The 20036-nt window shown below is 48.5% G+C and carries 18 protein-coding genes; all 18 read left to right on the top strand.

The features are described from left to right. Nucleotides 1-101: 101 nt before the first annotated feature. The gene (locus LQ247_RS06005) at nucleotides 102-2153 is read left to right on the top strand and encodes a BglG family transcription antiterminator (RefSeq protein ID WP_035339231.1); all 2052 of its coding nucleotides are present in this window, start codon (nucleotides 102-104) and stop codon (nucleotides 2151-2153) included. Nucleotides 2154-2169: 16 nt separating this feature from the next. Continuing rightward, nucleotides 2170-2451 (top strand): PTS sugar transporter subunit IIB, encoded by a 282-nt coding sequence (locus tag LQ247_RS06000; protein ID WP_003179002.1) that lies wholly within the window; start codon nucleotides 2170-2172, stop codon nucleotides 2449-2451. A gap of 23 nt (nucleotides 2452-2474) precedes the next feature. Continuing rightward, a complete protein-coding gene (locus tag LQ247_RS05995) occupies nucleotides 2475-3848 on the top strand; it encodes a PTS ascorbate transporter subunit IIC (protein ID WP_231005716.1) in 1374 nt (457 codons plus the stop codon). A gap of 14 nt (nucleotides 3849-3862) precedes the next feature. Then, nucleotides 3863-4705, top strand: a complete 843-nt coding sequence (locus LQ247_RS05990; protein WP_331000499.1) for a transketolase — start codon at nucleotides 3863-3865, stop codon at nucleotides 4703-4705. Beyond that, entirely contained in the window at nucleotides 4702-5655 is a 954-nt protein-coding gene (locus LQ247_RS05985) for a transketolase family protein (protein WP_026580567.1), read from the top strand. Before LQ247_RS05990 ends, LQ247_RS05985 begins: the two co-directional genes overlap by 4 nt. 73 nt (nucleotides 5656-5728) lie before the next feature. Then, complete coding sequence (locus LQ247_RS05980) at nucleotides 5729-6484, top strand: Cof-type HAD-IIB family hydrolase (protein WP_020450202.1); 756 nt, start codon at nucleotides 5729-5731, stop codon at nucleotides 6482-6484. A 288-nt stretch (nucleotides 6485-6772) separates the two neighbouring features. Continuing rightward, a complete protein-coding gene (gene pxpA, locus LQ247_RS05975) occupies nucleotides 6773-7534 on the top strand; it encodes a 5-oxoprolinase subunit PxpA (protein WP_023857912.1) in 762 nt (253 codons plus the stop codon). 24 nt (nucleotides 7535-7558) lie between these two features. After that, nucleotides 7559-8770 (top strand): NRAMP family divalent metal transporter, encoded by a 1212-nt coding sequence (locus LQ247_RS05970; protein WP_231005712.1) that lies wholly within the window; start codon nucleotides 7559-7561, stop codon nucleotides 8768-8770. Further along, on the top strand, nucleotides 8767-9567 hold the full coding sequence (locus tag LQ247_RS05965; RefSeq protein ID WP_257419528.1) for a putative hydro-lyase: 801 nt from the start codon (nucleotides 8767-8769) through the stop codon (nucleotides 9565-9567). The genes LQ247_RS05970 and LQ247_RS05965 overlap by 4 nt, the downstream gene beginning before the upstream one ends. Before the next feature lie 76 nt (nucleotides 9568-9643). Beyond that, nucleotides 9644-10378, top strand: coding sequence for a 5-oxoprolinase subunit PxpB (gene pxpB, locus LQ247_RS05960; protein ID WP_020450206.1), 735 nt, complete (start codon nucleotides 9644-9646; stop codon nucleotides 10376-10378). After that, the gene (locus LQ247_RS05955) at nucleotides 10375-11388 is read left to right on the top strand and encodes a biotin-dependent carboxyltransferase family protein (protein ID WP_025810102.1); all 1014 of its coding nucleotides are present in this window, start codon (nucleotides 10375-10377) and stop codon (nucleotides 11386-11388) included. Before pxpB ends, LQ247_RS05955 begins: the two co-directional genes overlap by 4 nt. 31 nt (nucleotides 11389-11419) lie before the next feature. Continuing rightward, nucleotides 11420-12169 (top strand): IclR family transcriptional regulator, encoded by a 750-nt coding sequence (locus LQ247_RS05950; protein WP_023857908.1) that lies wholly within the window; start codon nucleotides 11420-11422, stop codon nucleotides 12167-12169. A gap of 88 nt (nucleotides 12170-12257) precedes the next feature. Beyond that, entirely contained in the window at nucleotides 12258-12896 is a 639-nt protein-coding gene (locus tag LQ247_RS05945) for a GDSL-type esterase/lipase family protein (RefSeq protein WP_231005710.1), read from the top strand. A 479-nt stretch (nucleotides 12897-13375) separates the two neighbouring features. After that, complete coding sequence (locus LQ247_RS05940; RefSeq protein ID WP_231005707.1) at nucleotides 13376-14800, top strand: PTS mannitol transporter subunit IICB; 1425 nt, start codon at nucleotides 13376-13378, stop codon at nucleotides 14798-14800. 66 nt (nucleotides 14801-14866) lie between these two features. Then, entirely contained in the window at nucleotides 14867-15307 is a 441-nt protein-coding gene (locus LQ247_RS05935; protein WP_023857905.1) for a PTS sugar transporter subunit IIA, read from the top strand. Then, nucleotides 15304-16443, top strand: coding sequence for a mannitol-1-phosphate 5-dehydrogenase (locus tag LQ247_RS05930; protein ID WP_231005705.1), 1140 nt, complete (start codon nucleotides 15304-15306; stop codon nucleotides 16441-16443). Before LQ247_RS05935 ends, LQ247_RS05930 begins: the two co-directional genes overlap by 4 nt. A gap of 522 nt (nucleotides 16444-16965) precedes the next feature. Then, entirely contained in the window at nucleotides 16966-19044 is a 2079-nt protein-coding gene (locus LQ247_RS05925) for a BglG family transcription antiterminator (RefSeq protein WP_023857902.1), read from the top strand. 110 nt (nucleotides 19045-19154) lie between these two features. After that, entirely contained in the window at nucleotides 19155-20024 is an 870-nt protein-coding gene (locus tag LQ247_RS05920; RefSeq protein WP_023857901.1) for an SDR family oxidoreductase, read from the top strand. The last annotated feature ends 12 nt before the right edge of the window (nucleotides 20025-20036 follow it).

Here is a 20036-nt window from a genome sequence, read left to right as displayed (position 1 = left end):
TCAGACCAATCTTGAAGATCGGAAGTCCCATGAATTGTACCCAATCGGCAAACAAAATGAAAACGCTTTATTATATGATGGCAATAAGGGGGGGCGCAAAAATGATCAACGAGAAACGTCCGGCTCAATTGCTTCAATATTTGCTGCGTGTCAGAGAAGCGACCATGCATCAGCTGATTGATCATTTTCAATTATCAAAACGGCAAATCTGCTATGACCTGGACAAAATCAATCATTGGCTGACCGGCAAGCAGCTGCCTGAAATCGAATATAAAAGAAAAAACCGGCTGGCCGTTCCGGAAAAATTGCTTGAATTGCGGTTCTCCGAAGCCTGTTCAGACATCGGCCGCTCGTTTATTTTTACACAGGAAGAGCGGATCAAAGCCTTGTACATGTTCCTGTTTGTCCGCAGGGAGCCGATTTCATCCGCTCATCTCACACAGTTATTGCAGGTCAGCAAAAATACGGTCATGAATGATGTGAAAAAAGCGAATGAGACGCTGGCTCCGTTTTTGGTGGCGATCAGATATACAAGACAGCGCGGCTATCATTTAATAGGAAGCGAGTTTGATAAAAGAGTTCCTGTCATGCACCACCTTTCTTATTTTCTGCAAAAGCCTTACGGCAAAGAAATCCTTCATTATATTTTAAAAGTTTCCGGCTCGTGCGATCACACACAACAAGAAACGAAAAGAGCGGTTGAACTTGTCTCGAAAGAATACAGGATTCAACTCGTTGAAGAAAGGCTCAATGAATTTGTTTACTTTCTGATGATGTATTCGATCAGAGTGGCCGAAGGAAAAATTGTTCGTTTTCACCAGGAGGAGGGGGAGCTTTTAAAGCAAAGTCCGCTGAAAAACGCAGCCGTAAGGCTTGTGAATGAACTTCGGATTCCCGTCTATGAAACCGAACTTTGCTACATTTTGATCCAGCTGCTCGGGCTTTCATTTGGACAACAGCCGGCGCATGATCCGCTTTATCAGCTGTGTGAAAAGCTTGTGTTTGAATTTGAATCAAGAGCATGCATCACATTTCCGAGGAGGCGCGAGGTGGCGGAATCTCTTTATCGGCACTTGAAGCCGGCATATTTCAGAATGAAATACCGCATTCCGATTCACAATCCCCTGCTCAGCAAGATTAAGAAAGAGCACAAAGAACTGTTTACCATCGTTCAAAAGCTGATGCGGCACCTTGAAGCGCTGCTGAACAAACCGGTTCCAGAAGAAGAAATCGGCTTTATCACGATTCACTTTGGTGCATTGCTTGAGCAGCCGGTACAGTCCGGATCATCGAAAAAGACAGCTGTCGTCATTTGTCCGAGCGGTGTCAGCTCATCCTTGATGGTCAGGCGCCAGCTTGAATCGCTATTTTCAGAGATTGTCGTTGAGAAGGCGATGTCTTTGCAGGCATTCACACCTGACGTCTTTGACCGTTATGATGCCGTGTTTTCCACCGTTGAGCTTAAAACCAAAAAACGATACTACATGGTCGGGCCGCTGATGACGCCCGCTGAAAAAAGCAGGCTTGTCAATGAAGTGTATCAGGAACTGTTCGGCGTGAAGCAAAAGGAGCTTTTGACAGACGAATTTCTTCACATCCTCAAGAAGCACGCCAAAATCATAGACGAAAAAGGCCTAAGAGAAGCATTGAAAAATATTATATTTATTCAAAAAGTGACGGAAACAAGGGGGAAACGACCAGTGCTGAAAGATCTGCTGACAGATGAAACCATTCAAATGGCTGACCAAATCAAAAGCTGGGAAGAAGCGATTCAAACAGCGGCAAAGCCTTTGCTTGATAAGGAGGTGATCTTGAAGGAATACACAGATGCCATGATCGACAATGTCAAAAAGATGGGACCTTATATGATCATCGGCCCCGAGATTGCCGTTCCTCATGCAAGACCTGAAAAAGGCGTCCGAAAGGTGGGAATGAGTCTCCTGAAACTGAAGGAGCCGGTCTATTTTTTGGATGATGAACAGTATCCGGTAAGGCTTTTGTTTTGCATTGCGGCGGTTGACCATACGACACATCTGAAGGCGCTTTCCCAACTGACCCGGCTTCTCAGCAATAAAGAAAATCAGGACTCCTTAAAGGAAACCGAGTCGTTGGATCATATCAAACGTTTAATCGAAGCCTATTCATCCAATTAAAAACAGGAGGGATAACATGAAGATATTGGCAGTTTGTGGATCAGGACTTGGAAGCAGTTTTATGCTGGAAATGAATATTAAAGATATTTTGCAGGAAATGGGGTTAATGGAGATCGAGGTGGATCATTCGGATTTGAGCTCAGCGTCTCCTGATCAAGCGGATTTGTTTGTCGTTGCCAAAGATATCGCGGAAGGAGCAGCCCACCTGCGGGATATCGTCGTGCTTGAAAGCATTATAGACATGGATGAACTGAAAACAAAACTGGTTAAAACATTGCAGGAAAAAGGAGTGCTTTAATCACAGAAAAGGAGGAACTGCAAATGGGTGAAAGAGCGCTAAAGCTGATGATGGATGTGTTAAGCCAGCCGGCTGTATTAATTGCAGCCATTTCTTTTATCGGTCTTCTGCTTCAAAAAAAGCCGGCCAATGAAATCGTGAAAGGGACGACGAAATCGTTTTTAGGTTTTATCGTGATTTCAGCCGGGGCGGGTATTCTTGTTGGTTCGCTTGAGCCGTTCGGAAAGATGTTTCAAGCCGCCTTTCATGTGAACGGCGTCGTTCCGAACAATGAAGCGATTGTCGCGATGGCGCTCAACGAATACGGGACGGCGACAGCGCTGATTATGTTTTTCGGGATGCTGTCCAACATCTTAATCGCCCGTTTTACCAGATTAAAATACATTTTTTTGACGGGGCATCACACATTGTATATGGCTTGTTTAATCGCCGTCATACTGGCGGTGGCGGGTTTGAAGGGTCCGTTTTTGATCGGCGTCGGAGCGGTTTCGCTCGGCTTGACAATGAGTGTGTTTCCGGCGATGGTTCAGCCTTTTATGAAAAAGATAACCGGCAATGATAAGGTCGCGTTCGGCCACTTTTCTTCAATCGGTTACGCTGTGTCCGGGTTAATCGGCAAAGCAGCAGGCAAGGGCTCGCGCTCGACTGAAAAAATCGGGTTTCCGAAGGGCCTCGGATTTTTAAGGGACAGTTCTGTCAGCATTGCGCTCACCATGACCATCTTGTACGTTTTGATTGCCTTATTTGCAGGGGCGGGCTATGTGGAGCGCGAGTTGAGCGGCGGTACACATTACCTTGTCTTCTCCGTTATTCAAGCGGTCACATTTGCGGCAGGGGTGTTTATTATTCTTTCGGGAGTCAGACTCGTGCTCGCAGAGATCGTTCCGGCTTTTAAAGGCATATCTGACAAACTTGTGCCGGATTCCAAGCCGGCACTGGATTGTCCGATCATTTTTCCGTACGCACCAAACGCCGTACTAATCGGCTTTTTTTGCAGCTTCATTGGCGGCATCACCGGCATGTTGATTCTCGGAGCAGCCGGAGCCGTCATCGTTCTTCCCGGAGTGGTTCCCCACTTTTTCACAGGGGCCTCGGCCGGCGTCTTCGGAAACGCTGCAGGGGGGATACGGGGAGCGGTCTTGGGGTCTTTTGTCAACGGTCTGATCATTACGTTTTTCCCTGTGTTTCTGCTGCCGGTCATGGGTGATTTAGGCTTTGCCAATACGACATTTTCCGATACCGACTTTGCCGCGACAGGAATCGTGCTTGGGCATGCGTTGAAACTGCTGGGGGCAGGAGGAGTTGTAATTGGAATTGCAACGGTAGTGGCCGGTGCGGTCTTACTGGGCTTTAAACGCGGAAAGGCGGGGAAGTCCGATCATAAAGCTGAAGCATAAAGGAGTGGGCAATGATGTCAGTGAAGGAAATCAATATGGAACGTTTTCGTGACCAAATCAGGCTGCTGACACTGAAACAGCTTCATCACCTCGGTTTTGGGCATTATGGAGGCAGCTTGTCAATCGCCGATGTGTTGGCCGTTTTATATGGAAAGGTGATGAAAATAGATCCCGCCAATCCGTCGTGGGAAGATCGTGACTTTTTTATTCTTTCAAAAGGGCACGGCGGCCCCGCCTTGTATGCAGCGCTTCATCTTACCGGCTATTTTGAAGAAGATGTGCTCTATACGCTAAACCAAAACGGCACGGCTCTTCCGTCGCATCCTGACCGGAATTTAACACCGGGAGTCGATATGACGACCGGGTCGCTTGGCCAGGGGATCTCGGCTGCGGCAGGAGTCGCACTGTCGCACAAGCTTTCAGGACGCACTAACCGGACCTTTGTCATTGTCGGCGACGGGGAGCTGAATGAAGGTCAATGTTGGGAAGCGATCCAATTCGCGGCACACCATAAGCTCCACAATTTTTATGTGTTTGTGGATGATAATAAACAACAGCTGGACGGTCCGACTAAAGATATTATTGATCCGCTGGATTTTGTCAGCAAATTTTCAGCCTTCGGTTTTTATTCCGAAAGGGTAAACGGACATGAACCGGATGCGATTTATCAAGCGATCAAAAGAGGAGAAGCCCAGCGGGAAAGGCCGGTTGCCGTCATCCTTGATACGGTGAAGGGGAAGGGCATCCCTTATTTTGAAAATATGGAGAACAGCCACCACATTAGAGCGAATGATGAACAAAATCGCATAATCGAAAAGATCATGATAACGCTTGAAGAAAAGGGAGTGAGGGCATGAATGAGGCGGCAGCAAATATCAAGCTGGATGCTGTCGAAATGAGGCAGGCATACAGCTCGGCCGTTTATGAACTGGCTCAGGAAAACGCGGACATCGTGGCGTTGGAAGCGGATTTGATGAGCTCGATTTCCATGGACAAAATTAAACGGCGCATTCCCGAGCGAGTGATCAATTGCGGGGTTATGGAAGCCAATATGATAGGGATTGCGGCCGGGCTTTCGTTAACCGGAAGAATCCCGTTTGTTCACACGTTCGCCCAGTTTGCGACAAGACGCTGCTTTGATCAGCTGTTTGTTTCAGGTGCCTATGCCAAAACAAACATCAAGATTCTCGGTTCAGATTCGGGAATTACGGCTGAACATAACGGCGGAACACACATGGCCTTTGAAGATTTGGGACTCGCCCGGCTAATCCCGAATGCCTTTGTTTATGAAGCGAGCGATGCAGCAATGCTCCAATTTTTGATCAAAAAGGCTGCGGCAGAGTACGGCATTCACTATATCAGGACGATCAGAAAAAAGGCGGTCAGACTTTATGATGAACATGAAACATTTGCAGACGGAAAAGCAAAAGTTCTCAAAGACGGCAGCGATGCGGCGCTGTTTGCCAGCGGCATCATGGTCGCAGAAGCTTTGCGGGCGGCAGAACTGCTAAAAGAAAAAGGGATCGATGCAGCGGTCATCGATATGTATTGCATCAAGCCGATCGATCAAGAAACCGTGATTCGCTATGCACAAAAAACGAATGCGATTGTCACGGCAGAAAACCATAATGTCATAGGCGGATTGGGAAGCGCAGTCGCGGAAGTGCTGAGTGAACATCATCCCGCTCCGCTCAAGAGAATCGGGGTTCATGAAGCCTTCGGACAGGTCGGGACGATCGATTATTTGAAAAAATATTACCGTTTGACCGCAGAGCATATCGCACGGGCGGCGGAACAGCTCGTTTAAGATTTCTTTGTCCTGGCCGATTTTTATATTAGAATAGATAAAAGCCTAAAAAAAGTGAGGTATCTTAAATATCGTGTCAGTCAGTCAAAGAGATCGAATCGATGTGAAGCTAGTAGCTCTGGATATGGATGGAACACTATTAAATGATGAACAGACCATTTCTGATGAAAACAGAAATGCGATTAAAGAAGCAGAGGAAAAAGGGATTTATGTCGTGCTCAGTACCGGCCGCACGCTGATGACGTGCCGGGAGTTGGCGGAGTCGCTCGAACTGTCTTCTTTTTTGATCACGGCAAACGGCAGTGAAATTTGGGATTCGTCTTTCAACCTGGTCGAGCGTCAGCTGCTTCATCCCGATCATGTCCAAATGATGTGGGATTTGCGCAATCTGCACAACACCGATTTCTGGGCCGCCAGCGTCGATAAAGTGTGGAGAGGCGAGTTTCCTGAGGATATTCAGGCGTATGAATGGCTGAAATTCGGCTTTGATATTCCGGATGACGACGTCAGAAACCGGGTCCTGGAAGAGCTGAAAAAGAACAAAGAATTGGAAGTCAGCAATTCAAGCCCGACCAATATTGAAGTCAACGCCATCGGGATCAATAAAGCGGCCGCTTTGGCAAAAGTATGCGAGCGCCTCGGCTTTACGATGGAACACGTGATGGCGGTCGGAGACAGTTTAAATGATATCGCCATGATCAAAGAAGCGGGTTTAGGCGTTGCCATGGGGAACGCCCAGGAAATCGTCAAAGAAACCGCAGACTGGATCACGGATTCCAATATCGAACACGGAGTCGCAAAAGCGATCAGGCATTGGGTATTGTCCTAGCCGAAAAAAGAGCCGATTTACGGCTCTTTTTTTTGTGCAAAATAAAAAATATTCATGGACTGAAGCAAGTTGAAAAAACCTTGTGAAATCAGGTTTTTCAGCTAAAACTTTTTAGGAAAAATGATTTATTTTATGTGAGGTTTTCTAACAATATGATGCCAAGCGGGCAAATCCTTGATATAATCTATTCAAGTTTGATTATTCGGAATTAAGGTTCCGAAAATCGGAACAAAATGAGGGATATACTAAAATTCGACCGAATGTGCATCAATATATAGGGGGGATTTGATGAATCAAGTTGATTTAAACTGCGATCTTGGAGAAAGCTTCGGCGCTTATAAAATCGGGCTCGATGAGGAGATTCTCGAATTTGTTACATCAGCCAACATCGCTTGCGGATTTCATGCCGGAGACCCTGGCGTCATGCGCAAAACCGTCAAAATGGCGGCGGAAAAAGGCGTGAAAATCGGCGCGCATCCGGGACTTCCCGATTTAGCGGGATTCGGGCGCCGCAATATGGCGATTACGCCTGAAGAAGCATACGATCTTGTCGTGTATCAAATTGGTGCGCTTTCAGGATTTTTAAAGGCCGAAGGTGTGACCATGCAGCATGTGAAACCCCATGGCGCACTGTATAATATGGCGGCGCAAAGCCGGGAACTGTCGGATGCGATCGCGCGTGCAGTTTATCAAACAGACCCGGAACTGATTTTATTCGGTTTGGCGGGAAGCGAACTTGTGCTTGCCGGTGAAAGAGCCGGTTTGAAAACGGCTCACGAAGTGTTCGCCGACCGTACATATCAGGAAGACGGAACGCTGACTTCCCGCCGCCAGAATGATGCGCTGATTCATGATGATGATGAAGCCGTCGGTCAGGTGATCCGCATGGTCAAAGAAGGCAAAGTCCGCAGCCTGCAAGGAACGGATGTCAGCCTTAAAGCAGATACGGTGTGCATTCACGGAGATGGTGCACACGCGCTTCAGTTTGCGAAAAAAATCCGCCGTGAACTCAGAGCAGCAGATATTAAAATACAAGCTTTTTCTACATGATGTTGACAAAAGGAGGAATACCATTTGAAACAAAATAAAAAAACAAAAGCGTCATCAAGCAACTGGACGTTGCTTTTGGGCGCCGCTTTTTTAATGGCCACATCCTCAATCGGGCCGGGATTTTTAACGCAAACCACAGTCTTTACACAGAGCTTGGCTGCAAGCTTCGGCTTTGTCATCCTCGTTTCCATCATTTTAGATATCTTCGTTCAAACCAATGTATGGAGAATCATTGCGGTTTCTGAAAAAAGAGGGCAGGAAATCGCCAACCTCGTCTTTCCGGGACTCGGCTATGTCATCGCATTTCTCGTCGTTCTGGGCGGGCTTGCTTTCAACATCGGCAATATCGGAGGCGCCGGTCTCGGCCTCCAGGTTTTATTCGGCATTACACCGCAGACGGGTGCGATCATCAGCGCCGCGATCGCGGTTTTGATCTTTGTCATTAAAGAAGCGGGAAAAGCGATGGACCGGTTTACGCTGATCGCGGGCTTTGTCATGATTTTATTAGTGGTGTACGTTGCGATTACGACCGGTCCTCCGGTTGGAGAAGCAGTAACAAAAACGATCATGCCTGATAATATCGACATTCTTGCGATTGTGACGCTTGTCGGCGGCACGGTCGGCGGATACATTACATTTGCCGGCGGACACCGTTTGCTTGATGCGGGTGTTAAAGGGAGGGCTGCGATTCCTGAAGTAACGAAAAGCTCTGTTTCCGGCATTTTGATCACATCTGTCATGAGAATTGCGCTTTTCCTTGCTGTACTTGGAGTCGTCTCAAAAGGCCTGCACATTAATCCGGATAACCCGCCGGCTTCTGTCTTCCAGCTTGCTGCGGGAAATATCGGCTACAAAATCTTCGGTCTCGTCATGTGGGGAGCTGCTGTTACATCTGTAATCGGCGCTGCTTATACGTCCGTATCTTTCTTTAAAACGTTTTCTCCGAAAATTGAAAAGAATTCACGCGGCATTATTATTGTCTTTATTATCGTATCAACGATTTGCTTTGTAACAATTGGTAAGCCGGTCAACCTTCTCGTGCTTGCCGGCGCATTAAACGGTTTAATCTTACCGATCGCACTCGGATCCCTTTTGATCGGCGCGTATAAGAAGAATATCGTCGGCGACTACAGGCATCCGATCTGGCTTACAATTCCAGGTATTCTGGTCGTTATTGTCATGGCGGTCATGGGAGGCTATACGTTAATCAAAGAAATTCCTAAGTTATGGGGATGATATCGTTGCGTCATGTAAATGAAATGCGCCCTGACGAAGTCAGGGCCCTGATTCGAAAAGGCGAAATAACGGGTCCGACAGCCGGGATGGCCGGGGGTTTTACCCAGGCAAACCTGGTGATTTTGAAAAAAGAGCTCGCTTTTGAGTTTTTGCTGTTTTGCCAGCGCAATCAAAAGCCGTGTCCGATTCTCGATGTCACAGATCCCGGATCTCCGGTTCCGTCCATCACGGCGCCGGATGCCGATATCCGCACCGATTTTCCGAAATACCGCGTATACAGGCGCGGCGAATTGGCGGATGAAGTGACCGATATCCATTCTTTATGGGAAAACGACATGGTCGGTTTTTTAATCGGCTGCAGCTTTACGTTTGAACAAGCGTTAATCAATAACGGAATCCCTGTCAGACACATTGAAGAAAAGCGAAATGTTCCGATGTATCAAACGAATATTCCTTGTGTCCCGGCAGGCCGTTTTCAAGGGCCGATGGTTGTCAGTATGAGGCCGGTTCCGGAAGAGCAGGCGGTGCGTGCCGTTCAGGTTACATCAAGGTTTCCCGCTGTTCACGGAGGACCTGTCCATATCGGCAGTCCTGAAGCCATCGGTATAACAGACATCGCAAAACCCGATTTCGGCGATGCGGTCACGATAAAAAAAGGAGAAGTTCCGGTATTTTGGGCATGCGGCGTCACCCCTCAGGCCGTCGCCATGCACGTAAAGCCGGAGCTGATGATCACGCATTCGCCCGGCCATATGCTGGTTACCGATGTTCGGGACGAACAATTTGGCGTGTTATAGGATCTCAAAATCAATACAGAGTGGTTTATCTGTATTGATTTTTGATTTAAGGGGATGAAAGGCAAGGTGAAACAGAATGAAAAATCTATCGAATGTGACAATGTCCCCGCTCGGCGACTCCGCGGTTATCATTCAGCTCGGAGAGGGGATAAGCGAACAGACGCATCGTGTCGTCAGTGCACTGACAAAGCGGATTGAAAACGATCCGTTTCCCGGTTTTATTGAGTGTGTGCCGGCTTTCACGAGTGTGACCGTTTTCTATCAGCCGTTTGAAGTATACCGCAAGATGGAGAGCGGCAAGGCTGTTGATTCTCCGTATGAAAAGGTAAAAGCCCTCATCGAACATCATCTCCAAGAGCTCACAATGGAAGAAGAAACAAATCAGCGTACGGTGGAAATTCCGGTTTGTTACGGCGGCCGTTTCGGCCCTGATTTGGAGGAAGTGGCCGACATCAACGGACTGACTGCACAGGAAGTCATCGATATTCACACCTCGGGTGAGTACCTCGTTTATATGATCGGCTTTGCGCCGGGCTTCCCTTACTTAGGCGGAATGTCTGAAAAGATAGCCGCGCCGCGGCGGTCCTCTCCGCGGACTTCGATTCCTGCCGGCTCCGTGGGAATCGCCGGCATGCAAACAGGCGTCTATCCCCTTTCAACGCCGGGCGGCTGGCAGCTGATCGGCAATACGCCGCTTGAATTATTCAAGCCTTATGAACAGCCTCCGAGCCTTCTGAGAGCAGGGGATATCGTGAAATTTGTCAGCGTGACAGAAGAGGAGTATCACGCGCTGAAGGAGGGAAAATCTTGAGCATAGAAGTGTTAAAGCCGGGTCTGATGACGACGGTTCAAGACTTGGGCCGCGCAGGTTTTCAAAAATACGGCGTGCTTGTCAGCGGGGCCATGGATGCCGATTCTTTGCGGATTGCCAATCTCCTCGCGGGGAACAGCCAGAACGAAGCTGCACTTGAAGTGACGCTGATGGGACCGGGGCCGTCTCTCCGCTTTCAAAAACCGGCTCTTATAGCGGTGACGGGCGCTGACTTTTCACTGATGGTAAATGACGAAGAAGTCCCGCTTTGGCGTCCGGTTTTCATCAAAGAAGGCAGTGTGTTGACATTCGGCATGTGCAAGCGCGGAAGCCGTGCATACATGGCGGTGGCCGGAGGGATTGATGTGCCGCCTGTGATGGAAAGCAAAAGCACATATGTCAGAGCAGGGCTCGGCGGCTTTCAAGGAAGGGCGCTTCAAAAGGGAGACGTGTTATCGCTAGGCAGCCCGACGCCGTTGTCGGAAGCGATGTACAGAAAGCTTGCAGACCATGGCGATGGCTTAGGCTTTGGGGCTCCGAAGTGGGCTGTCGACCGCAAATATTTTCTCCCGTTAAAAAAGAATCCGGTCATTCGTGTCATCAAAGGCGATCAGTTCGCTTGCTTCACCTCATCATCGCAAGAACGCTTTTTCGCGGATACATTCCGGGTGACGGCCAAATCCGACCGGATGGGGTACCGTCTTCAAGGAGAAGCGCTCGAACTCACTCAGCCGCTGGAAATGATCTCTGAAGCGGTATCGTTCGGAACGATTCAGGTGCCGCCTGACGGCAATCCGATCGTTCTTCTCGCAGACAGACAGACAGCGGGCGGATATCCGAGAATCGCCCATATCGTATCCGCCGATTTTTCACAGGTGACGCAGATGATGCCGGGCGAGCAGGTACAGTTTCAGCTTGTCAGCCTTCAGGAAGCAGAGCGCATTTACATCGAACGGGAGACGAAAATCAGCGAACTTTCCGCCCGATTGAAGCTTGAATACATGTTATGATAGGTGTGATGTGTATCAGGAGGGGGAAGGCATGGAACATAAAAACAAAACAGTTGTCAAAGCTATGACCCTGCTCAATCTGTTCCTGACGAGAGAAAGGCTCTCACTGGGCGACATGATTGAGCTGACAGGCATGCCGAAAACATCTGTCTACCGCATGGTTTGTTCTCTCGAAGAAATGGGTTTTCTCGACCGTGACGAGAACGGGATGTATGCTTTAGGACTGCTGTTTTTGCAATACGGCCACCTTGTTTCAGAAAGGCTTGATATCCGAAAAATCGCTCTGCCTATCATGGAAGAACTCCGCGATGACGTGGATGAAGCCGTCCATTTGATCGTGAGGCAGGGAAATGAAGCGATGTATATAGAAAAAATTGAGGGCACGCAGACCGTTCGCCTCTATACAGCGATCGGGAGGCGGTCCCCTTTATATGCCGGAGCCTGCGCAAGAAGCATTCTGACATTTTTGCCTGAAGAAGAGCGGGATGCCTATATCAAGAAAACAGAGCTGGTGCCGATCGCTTCCGGTACGATCCGGGATAAGAACGAGCTGATCCGTATTTTGAATGAGTCGTACCGGAGCGGCTGCACGGTCAGTCATTCGGAGCTCGAAGATTATACCTCTGCGATCGCCGCGCCGATTTTCAATCATAAGCGCGAAGTCGCGGCGGGGATCAGCATCGCCGGGTTTGAAGCCCGCTTTCAGAAAGACCGTCTTCCTTATTTGACCGAAAGAGTGAAAAAGGCGGCGCTTGACATTTCGAGAAAGTTAGGTTTTTAGGAAAAAAGAAAAGTATCCTTTCGAGCCTCTCCCGAGTACATATATGGTAGCTGCCGCGAAAAAACGGCATACCGGAGGGGGAAAGGATATGACGCTTCAATATACGGCTCTCGGCGATTCTCTAACCGTCGGGGTCGGTGCAGGTTTGTTTAAGCCGGGGTTTGTCCAGCGCTATAAAAGGAAAATGGAAGAGGATTTGAACGAATGCGTTTCTTTGCTTGTATTTGCGAAATCGGGTCTTGAAACGTCGGACATTCTGGCGATGCTGAACGAGCCGTTCATCATGGAACAGGTCAAAAAAGCGGACGTCATCACGATAACGGGCTGCGGCAATGACCTTCTGCAATCGCTGGAGATATATGAAAAAGAAAAGGATGAACACGTCTTTTTGGAAGCTTCCTCACACTGTCAGAAAAACTACTCAGGCATGCTTGAGAAAATCGGAGACATAAAGGGAGACAAAGATACGCGTTACCTCGTCCGTCTTCTCAATTTATACAACCCTTTTCCGTCGATCGAATTAGCGGACAAATGGATTTCCGGCTTTAACAGGCATTTAAAACAGCTCGAGTCCGCTCCGCAAATCAAGGTGATCGATACTTATGCTGTCTTTAAAGGACACGAACAAGAATATTTGTCAATTGACCGCGTACATCCAAACAGCAGAGGGTATGAAGCGATGGCGGAAAATTTGCGAGCGGCGGGCTACGGGCTGCTGAAAAGCTGAATATGATGAAGAAAGACCATTCCAATCAGGAATGGTCTTTTCAGCGTGTCGAGAAACCCTCGCATTCGTTGTCAGGCCTGCGCGTCGGTGCTCACGAATTCCAACATTCGCTGCGCTCCGATGCTCGGCCTTCCTAGACTGCAAGGGTTTTCAATCACGCTGAAAGGGTGACAAAATCCTAAAACTGAAAACCGTTTTAGGATTTTGTCAACAATCTGGAAAGACCATTCCAATCAGGAATGGTCTTTTTTTATGCAATTCTTCAGCGAGCCTTTATTTTCCTCGAGTCGGCCGCGGCAGCCGAAACCAGACTAAAAAATGAAACTATTAAATTTTGTCACACGGCTCCTGCCAAAGTGCCGTTTTCTTTCAATTGAGCAGTCATCTGTAAGCGTTTTAATATAAAGACAAGGAGCCGACATTATTCGACATCATTATTTTATCACAGGCTTTAAAGGACAACAAAGGAGGGTTATGAAATGGAAGAAAGACAAAATCCAGATTTCAAAGTAAAGATTCAACGTTTCGGAAGCTATTTGAGCGGAATGATCATGCCGAATATCGGTGCATTTATCGCATGGGGGATCATTACCGCCCTGTTTATTCCGACGGGATGGATGCCGAACGAGGCGCTTGCTTCATTGGTTGATCCGATGATCAAATTTCTGCTGCCGCTCTTGATCGGATACACGGGCGGTAAGATGGTGTACGACCACCGCGGAGGCGTCGTCGGTGCGACTGCAGCGATGGGTGTTATTGTCGGTGCGGACATTCCGATGTTCCTCGGCGCGATGATCATGGGGCCGCTGGGCGGCTTCCTGATGAAATTGACGGACAGGCTTTTCAAAGATAAGGTCCGTTCCGGATTTGAAATGCTGATCAACAACTTTACAGCCGGAATTCTCGGTTTCATTTTGGCAGTGCTCGGCTTTCTTGCGATCGGTCCGGTGGTGCTCGGCTTGAACAAAACATTGGCGGCCGGCGTGGAAGTGATCGTCAATGCGAATCTGCTTCCATTGGCAAGTATTTTTGTAGAGCCTGCGAAAGTTCTTTTCCTTAACAATGCGATTAACCACGGTATTTTGAGCCCGATTGGTATTGAACAGGCCGCCCAGACAGGAAAATCGATTTTATTCCTTTTGGAGGCGAACCCAGGTCCGGGTCTCGGGATTCTTTTAGCTTACATGATTTTTGGAAAAGGCACATCAAAGCAGACCGCCCCTGGCGCTGCAGTGATTCACTTCCTTGGCGGGATTCACGAAATTTATTTCCCTTACATTCTGATGAAACCGCTGTTAATCCTGGCTGCAATAGCGGGCGGAGCGAGCGGTGTGCTGACATTCTCCATCTTTAATGCGGGGCTGGCGGCTGTTCCTTCACCGGGAAGCATTATTGCGGTGCTGGCGATGACGCCGAAAGGCAACCACATCGGTGTGATCCTTGGTGTTCTCGTCGCGGCAGCCGTTTCATTCATTGTAGCTTCTTTGATTTTGAAAACGTCTAAAGCCGGCGATGAAGATTTAACGGCCGCAGCGGAAAAAATGCAGCAAATGAAAGGTAAGAAGAGCCAAGCCGTTTCTGCATTGACTTCGGCTGATGAAGCGGAAGAATCAGAGGCAACTTATGAAAATGTCGGCAAGATCATTTTCGCGTGTGATGCCGGAATGGGCTCCAGTGCGATGGGGGCATCGATTTTGAAAAACAAAGTCAAAAAAGCAGAACTCGATATCGACGTATCCAATACATCGATCAATAATCTGCCTGGAGATGCCGACATCGTCATTACGCATAAAGACTTAACGGAACGCGCAAAAGCGAAGCTTCCAAACGCTAGACACATATCAGTGGAAAATTTCCTTAACAGTCCAAAATACGATGAACTGATCAATCAGCTTAAAAAGTAAAGTTTGAGAATCCGTGAGCCTGTCAATCAGGCTCACACAACATGTATGAAAGAGAGTGATTTCCCAATGAAACCAGTACTTGCAAAAGAAAACATTCATCTCAATCAATCTGCCGCAACGCAGGAAGAAGCGATCAGGCTGGCCGGAAAGGCGCTGGTTGACGCCGGCTATGTGACCGCGGATTATATCGAGAAAATGTTGGAGAGGGAAGGCCTCACTTCCACTTACATGGGGAACGCAATCGCTATTCCGCATGGTACGGAAGACAGCAAGCGGGATGTTCTTCACTCCGGAATATCCGTGATCCAGCTTCCGGAAGGTGTCGAATACGGCGATGGCAATATCGCTAAAGTGATCTTTGGCATTGCCGGGAAAAATGATGAGCATTTGGACATTTTATCAAAGATTGCGATCGTCTGCTCAGAAGCGGACAACGTCGAACGGATCATCAATGCGAAAAATGAAGACGAGTTAATGGCGGTTTTTGAAGAAGGTGACCAAATATGATTGCACTGCATTTCGGTGCGGGGAACATCGGCCGGGGATTTATCGGAGCCTTGCTCTGCAAATCGGGGTATGATGTCGTGTTCGCCGATGTAAACGATGCCGTGATCAAGGAACTGAACGACAAGGGCCGCTATATCGTCGAATTGGCCGATGCCGGAAGGAAGCAGGAAACGATTGGCCCGGTTCGGGCGATCAACAGTGCGACCCAGCTTGACGAATTGTATGATTTCATAGCGAAAGCCGACCTTGTCACTACAGCGGTGGGCCCTGCGGTTCTTAAGCTGATCGCAGAGCCGATTGCAGAAGGTTTGAAGCGCCGTATGAAACTAAATACACAGCCTTTAAATATCATAGCTTGCGAGAATATGATCGGAGGCAGCGCTCATCTTCGCGAGGAGATTTTTGCCCGCTTAACTGAAACAGATCGCGCCGCAATCAGCGATTCAGTTGGTTTTCCGAACTCGGCAGTCGACAGAATTGTGCCGATCCAGCATCATGATGATCTGTTGAAAGTAACGGTGGAGCCTTTTTTCGAATGGGCCGTCGATCAAACGGAATTCGCCGGAAAAGTGCCGGATATTGAAGGTGTGACATATGTACCGGATCTCGCGCCATTCATCGAAAGAAAGCTGTTTACGGTCAATACCGGACATGCCATGGCGGCGTATGCCGGCTATAAGAAAGGTTTGAAGACGATAAAAGACGCCATTCATCACCCGGAGGTCCGTCAAACGGTAGCAGGCGCGCTTGAAGAAACAGGCCGGTACCTTGTTCAGACATACGATTTTACACAGGAAGAGCACCGGGCATATATGACAAAAATTATCGGGCGCTTTGAAAATGAATGCCTATCAGACGACGTCACCCGTGTGGCCAGGTCGCCGCTTCGCAAGCTTGGCAGGGATGACCGTCTTGTCGGCCCGGCCAGAAAGCTTTGCGACCTCGGCTTTGAACCTGTCCGCCTTGCAGAAGGTATTGCCTTGGCGCTGCAGTTTGATTGTGCCGATGATCCGGAAGCCGTTCAGCTTCAAAGCATGACCGCTGAAAAAGGCTATGAAGGCGTGCTTCGAGATGTATGCGGACTAAAAGAGGATCATTCTTTATTCAAACTGGTGATCAGCCATTTGAAAGCATAGTTTCAGATAGAATCGGGAAAAGTTCGGCAGCCGGGCGGGGGCTGCCGAAACAGAATGTATGAACAGGGCGGCGCAGATGCAACCTAACCTGGAAACATCAGCTGTGGGCTGATGTTTCCAGCGTGTCGAGAAACCCTCGCATTCGTTGTCAGGCCTGCGCGTCGGTGCTCACGAATAGGAGAAGGATCGGCGGCTAACCGCTCAGGCGTCCTGCCTGAACGCCGCCGTCATCACATCCTGTGAAAGTCAGCTTCCGATGCTCGGCCTTCCTAGACTGCAAGGGTTTTCAATCACGCTGAAAGGATGACAAAATCCCAAAACAAAAAGTCGTTTTGGGATTTTGTCAACAACCTAGAAACATCAGCTGTGGGCTGATGTTTCTTCACTTCTTGAAGATTTTAATAAAAAATTAATTAGTTCGAATTGAAGATTTCTTAACAGCGTTTTATGATAGGGATACCGTTTCAACCGCCGGACCCCCTTTCACTCCCGCAAAAACGACAACACCGGAGGCGGCGTTTTATGTATATGACAGCAAGGGAACAAAAATTGATGAAATACCTTTTGCATCAAAACCGCTATGTCAAAGTCAATGAAATTGCCGACTATATTGAAGTCAGCACAAGAACGGTCCACCGCGAGCTCAAAGCGGTTAAATCCGTTCTGGACAAGTACAGTCTTCAACTTGATAAGCAGCCGGGAAAAGGCTTGAAACTGGTCGGTGTCTACAGAGACAAACAGCGGCTTCTTGAAGATCTGTCCCGGGACAGCCATGTCGAATACAGTGCCGATGAACGAAAGCTTTTGATTTTATGCGCGATGCTTGAAGCGGGAGAACCGATCAAGCTTTATACAATCGCCAATGACTTGCAGGTGACGACGGCAACGATCAGCAACGATCTTGACGAGCTGGAGAAGTGGATCGCTCCGTTCGGCCTGTCGCTGATCAGAAAAAGAGGCTACGGCATAGAGCTGAGGGGGCCGGAGGATGCCAAGCGAAAAATCGTCGGAAACTTGATGGCCGACAAGCTCGATGTTCAGCAGTTTCTGGAAACAATCGAAATGAATATTAAAGGCAAGAACGAAGCGCCGGAGAAAATATTCGGTGTCGTCAGCAGGGGGAAATTGCTGAAAGCGGAAAAAGTGCTGTTTCAGATGAAAGAAAAGTATGGGCTTTCCCTTTCCGACAGTGCATACATCGCTCTCGTCGTCCACTTGACGTTTGCGATCGAGCGGATACAGCTCGGTGAAATGATTAATATGAATGAAGAAGAATTGACGGACTTGAAGCGTACGAAAGAGTTTGAACTGGCGCTTGCGCTTGCAAAGGAGCTTGAAAATGCGTTTCACGTGAAGATCCCCGAAGCTGAGGCGGGTTATATAACGATGCATTTAAGAAGTGCCAACAAAAGCTTCAAAATCGACTACAGAGCGGAAGATATCGAGCTGGATACCGCGCTCAGGACGAAAAAGCTGATCGATTTCATCTCGCAAAAAACGGGCACGAATTTAACAGGCAACCATTCGCTTTATGAAGGATTAATCGCCCACCTTGAACCGGCGATCATCCGGATCAAAGAAAAGATGTCGGTGCATAATCCGTTAACAGAACAGGTCAAAAAAGATTATTTTCTCTTATATATGGCCATAGAGGAAGGCGTCGAAACATTTTTTCCGGAAATCCGGTTTCCAGATGAAGAAATTGCTTTTATCGTCCTTCACTTTGGATCGGCGCTTGAGATGAGCAAACAAAAAGTAGACATCAGCGCGCTCGTGATTTGTTCGAGCGGAATCGGTTCATCAAAGATGCTGGCCTCGCGGCTGAAAAAAGAGCTTCCTGAAATCGCTTCCTTTGAGATATCCTCGCTGATGGAGCTGAAATCGAAAAATACCGGTGCCTATGACATCATCGTTTCAACCGTGCCGATCCCATATGAAAACATTGACTGCGTCACCGTCAGTCCGCTCCTTGACACAGAAGATGTGAAACAGATCAAACACCAGCTCACCCGGAAAATCCCGCTCATCCTTCGGAAAAAGCGGATGGCTCCCAAAAAACCGGAGCCGTTTCCTGATATGCTTCAGATTGCGCGGAAAATCGGCCATTACGCAGCCGGCATTCAACATTTACTGAGCCATTTTACAGTTGAAACGCTGGAAGCTGAATCAAGCCTGGAACATACGGTCAAACGCCTTTGCAGCACCCTTGAAGATCAAGGTCTGGTTACGGATGCAGGGCAGATGGCCGGCGGGCTGATGACAAGAGAAGCACAGGGGGGCCTCGGCATTCCCGGAACCACCTTCGCACTGTTCCATTTAAAAAGCGAAGCGGCCGCGATTCCCCTCTTTAAAGCTTATGATCTATCCAAACCGTTCGAGATCAAAGGGATGGACGGAAGCGTCATGAAGATGACGCGGATGCTTATCATGCTGGCGCCGGCCGATCTGTCTCCGGAAGGTTCCGAGATTTTGAGCTTGATCAGCTCTTCGATGATTGAAAGTGACGAAAGTATAAAAGCGTACCAGACCGGAGACCGCGAGCAGCTGTACGGAAGGCTGAACGTTTTGTTTCACCGGTTTATACAGGATAAAGAGTGGTAAAAGCCCCGGTCACCCGGGGCTTTCTTCATTTTTCGCGCACACGGTTATGTTTAAACAAAAATTTCTCCGGTTAAAAGTCTAGTAATATCAGCTAAAGGGAGGAATCACAAATGGATTTGCGCAATCAGCAGACAAACGGACAGCCGGCACAGACGCAAGACCGTCAGCCCGGCATCGAAAGCGTCATGAACCCGCGTCCGATCTATGAAGATGAAAATTACAAAGGGACGGATAAATTGAAAGGAAAGGTCGCACTGATTACAGGGGGCGACAGCGGAATCGGCAGGGCAGTTGCCGTTGCCTATGCTAAAGAAGGCGCGGACATCTCGATCGTCTACTTAAATGAACATGAGGACGCTCAGGAGACGAAAGCGCGGGTTGAAAAAGAAGGCGTCAAATGCATGCTGCTTCCCGGAGACGTCAGAGACGAAGCATTTTGCAATGACGCGGTTGAACAGACTGTAAAGGAGCTGGGCCGTCTTGATATTCTTGTCAATAATGCGGCCGAACAGCATCCAAAAGACAGCATTAAAGAGATTTCCAGTGAACAGCTTGAGAAAACATTTAAAACAAATTTCTTCTCTTATTTCTACTTTACAAAAAAAGCGATCGATTATTTGGAGCCGGGCAGCGCGATCATCAATACAACATCGATCAACCCTTACCGGGGCAATCCGCAGCTGATTGACTACACGGCAACAAAAGGTGCGATCAATGCATTTACACGGTCGATGTCACAGGCGCTCGTCAAAGACGGCATCCGTGTCAATGCCGTTGCACCGGGACCGATTTGGACGCCGCTGATCCCGTCCACATTTTCAGGTGAGGAAGTGGCGAAGTTCGGTACAAATACACCGATGGGCCGTCCAGGTCAGCCGGTGGATCATGTGGGCTGCTATGTGCTTTTAGCGTCTGACGATTCTTCGTATATGACAGGGCAGACCCTCCACGTCAACGGCGGAGACTTTATCACGACATAAAAGGGGGAAGCT

This window comes from Bacillus sp. BS3(2021), assembly GCF_021043345.1.
In the GTDB taxonomy this organism is placed as follows: domain Bacteria; phylum Bacillota; class Bacilli; order Bacillales; family Bacillaceae; genus Bacillus; species Bacillus paralicheniformis.
The sequence above is the reverse complement of the archived record's forward strand: the minus strand, read 5'-3'. Positions and strand labels throughout refer to the sequence as shown.

Excerpts from the sequence above, each read along its gene's own strand:
- LQ247_RS06005 (WP_035339231.1), top strand. The coding sequence starts at position 102 with ATGATCAACGAGAAACGTCCGGCTCAATTGCTTCAATATTTGCTGCGT.
- LQ247_RS06000 (WP_003179002.1), top strand. The coding sequence starts at position 2,170 with ATGAAGATATTGGCAGTTTGTGGATCAGGACTTGGAAGCAGTTTTATG.
- LQ247_RS05995 (WP_231005716.1), top strand. The coding sequence starts at position 2,475 with ATGGGTGAAAGAGCGCTAAAGCTGATGATGGATGTGTTAAGCCAGCCG.
- LQ247_RS05990 (WP_331000499.1), top strand. The coding sequence starts at position 3,863 with ATGTCAGTGAAGGAAATCAATATGGAACGTTTTCGTGACCAAATCAGG.
- LQ247_RS05985 (WP_026580567.1), top strand. The coding sequence starts at position 4,702 with ATGAATGAGGCGGCAGCAAATATCAAGCTGGATGCTGTCGAAATGAGG.
- pxpA (WP_023857912.1), top strand. The coding sequence starts at position 6,773 with ATGAATCAAGTTGATTTAAACTGCGATCTTGGAGAAAGCTTCGGCGCT.
- LQ247_RS05965 (WP_257419528.1), top strand. The coding sequence starts at position 8,767 with ATGATATCGTTGCGTCATGTAAATGAAATGCGCCCTGACGAAGTCAGG.
- pxpB (WP_020450206.1), top strand. The coding sequence starts at position 9,644 with ATGAAAAATCTATCGAATGTGACAATGTCCCCGCTCGGCGACTCCGCG.
- LQ247_RS05950 (WP_023857908.1), top strand. The coding sequence starts at position 11,420 with ATGGAACATAAAAACAAAACAGTTGTCAAAGCTATGACCCTGCTCAAT.
- LQ247_RS05945 (WP_231005710.1), top strand. The coding sequence starts at position 12,258 with ATGACGCTTCAATATACGGCTCTCGGCGATTCTCTAACCGTCGGGGTC.
- LQ247_RS05940 (WP_231005707.1), top strand. The coding sequence starts at position 13,376 with ATGGAAGAAAGACAAAATCCAGATTTCAAAGTAAAGATTCAACGTTTC.
- LQ247_RS05935 (WP_023857905.1), top strand. The coding sequence starts at position 14,867 with ATGAAACCAGTACTTGCAAAAGAAAACATTCATCTCAATCAATCTGCC.
- LQ247_RS05930 (WP_231005705.1), top strand. The coding sequence starts at position 15,304 with ATGATTGCACTGCATTTCGGTGCGGGGAACATCGGCCGGGGATTTATC.
- LQ247_RS05925 (WP_023857902.1), top strand. The coding sequence starts at position 16,966 with ATGTATATGACAGCAAGGGAACAAAAATTGATGAAATACCTTTTGCAT.
- LQ247_RS05920 (WP_023857901.1), top strand. The coding sequence starts at position 19,155 with ATGGATTTGCGCAATCAGCAGACAAACGGACAGCCGGCACAGACGCAA.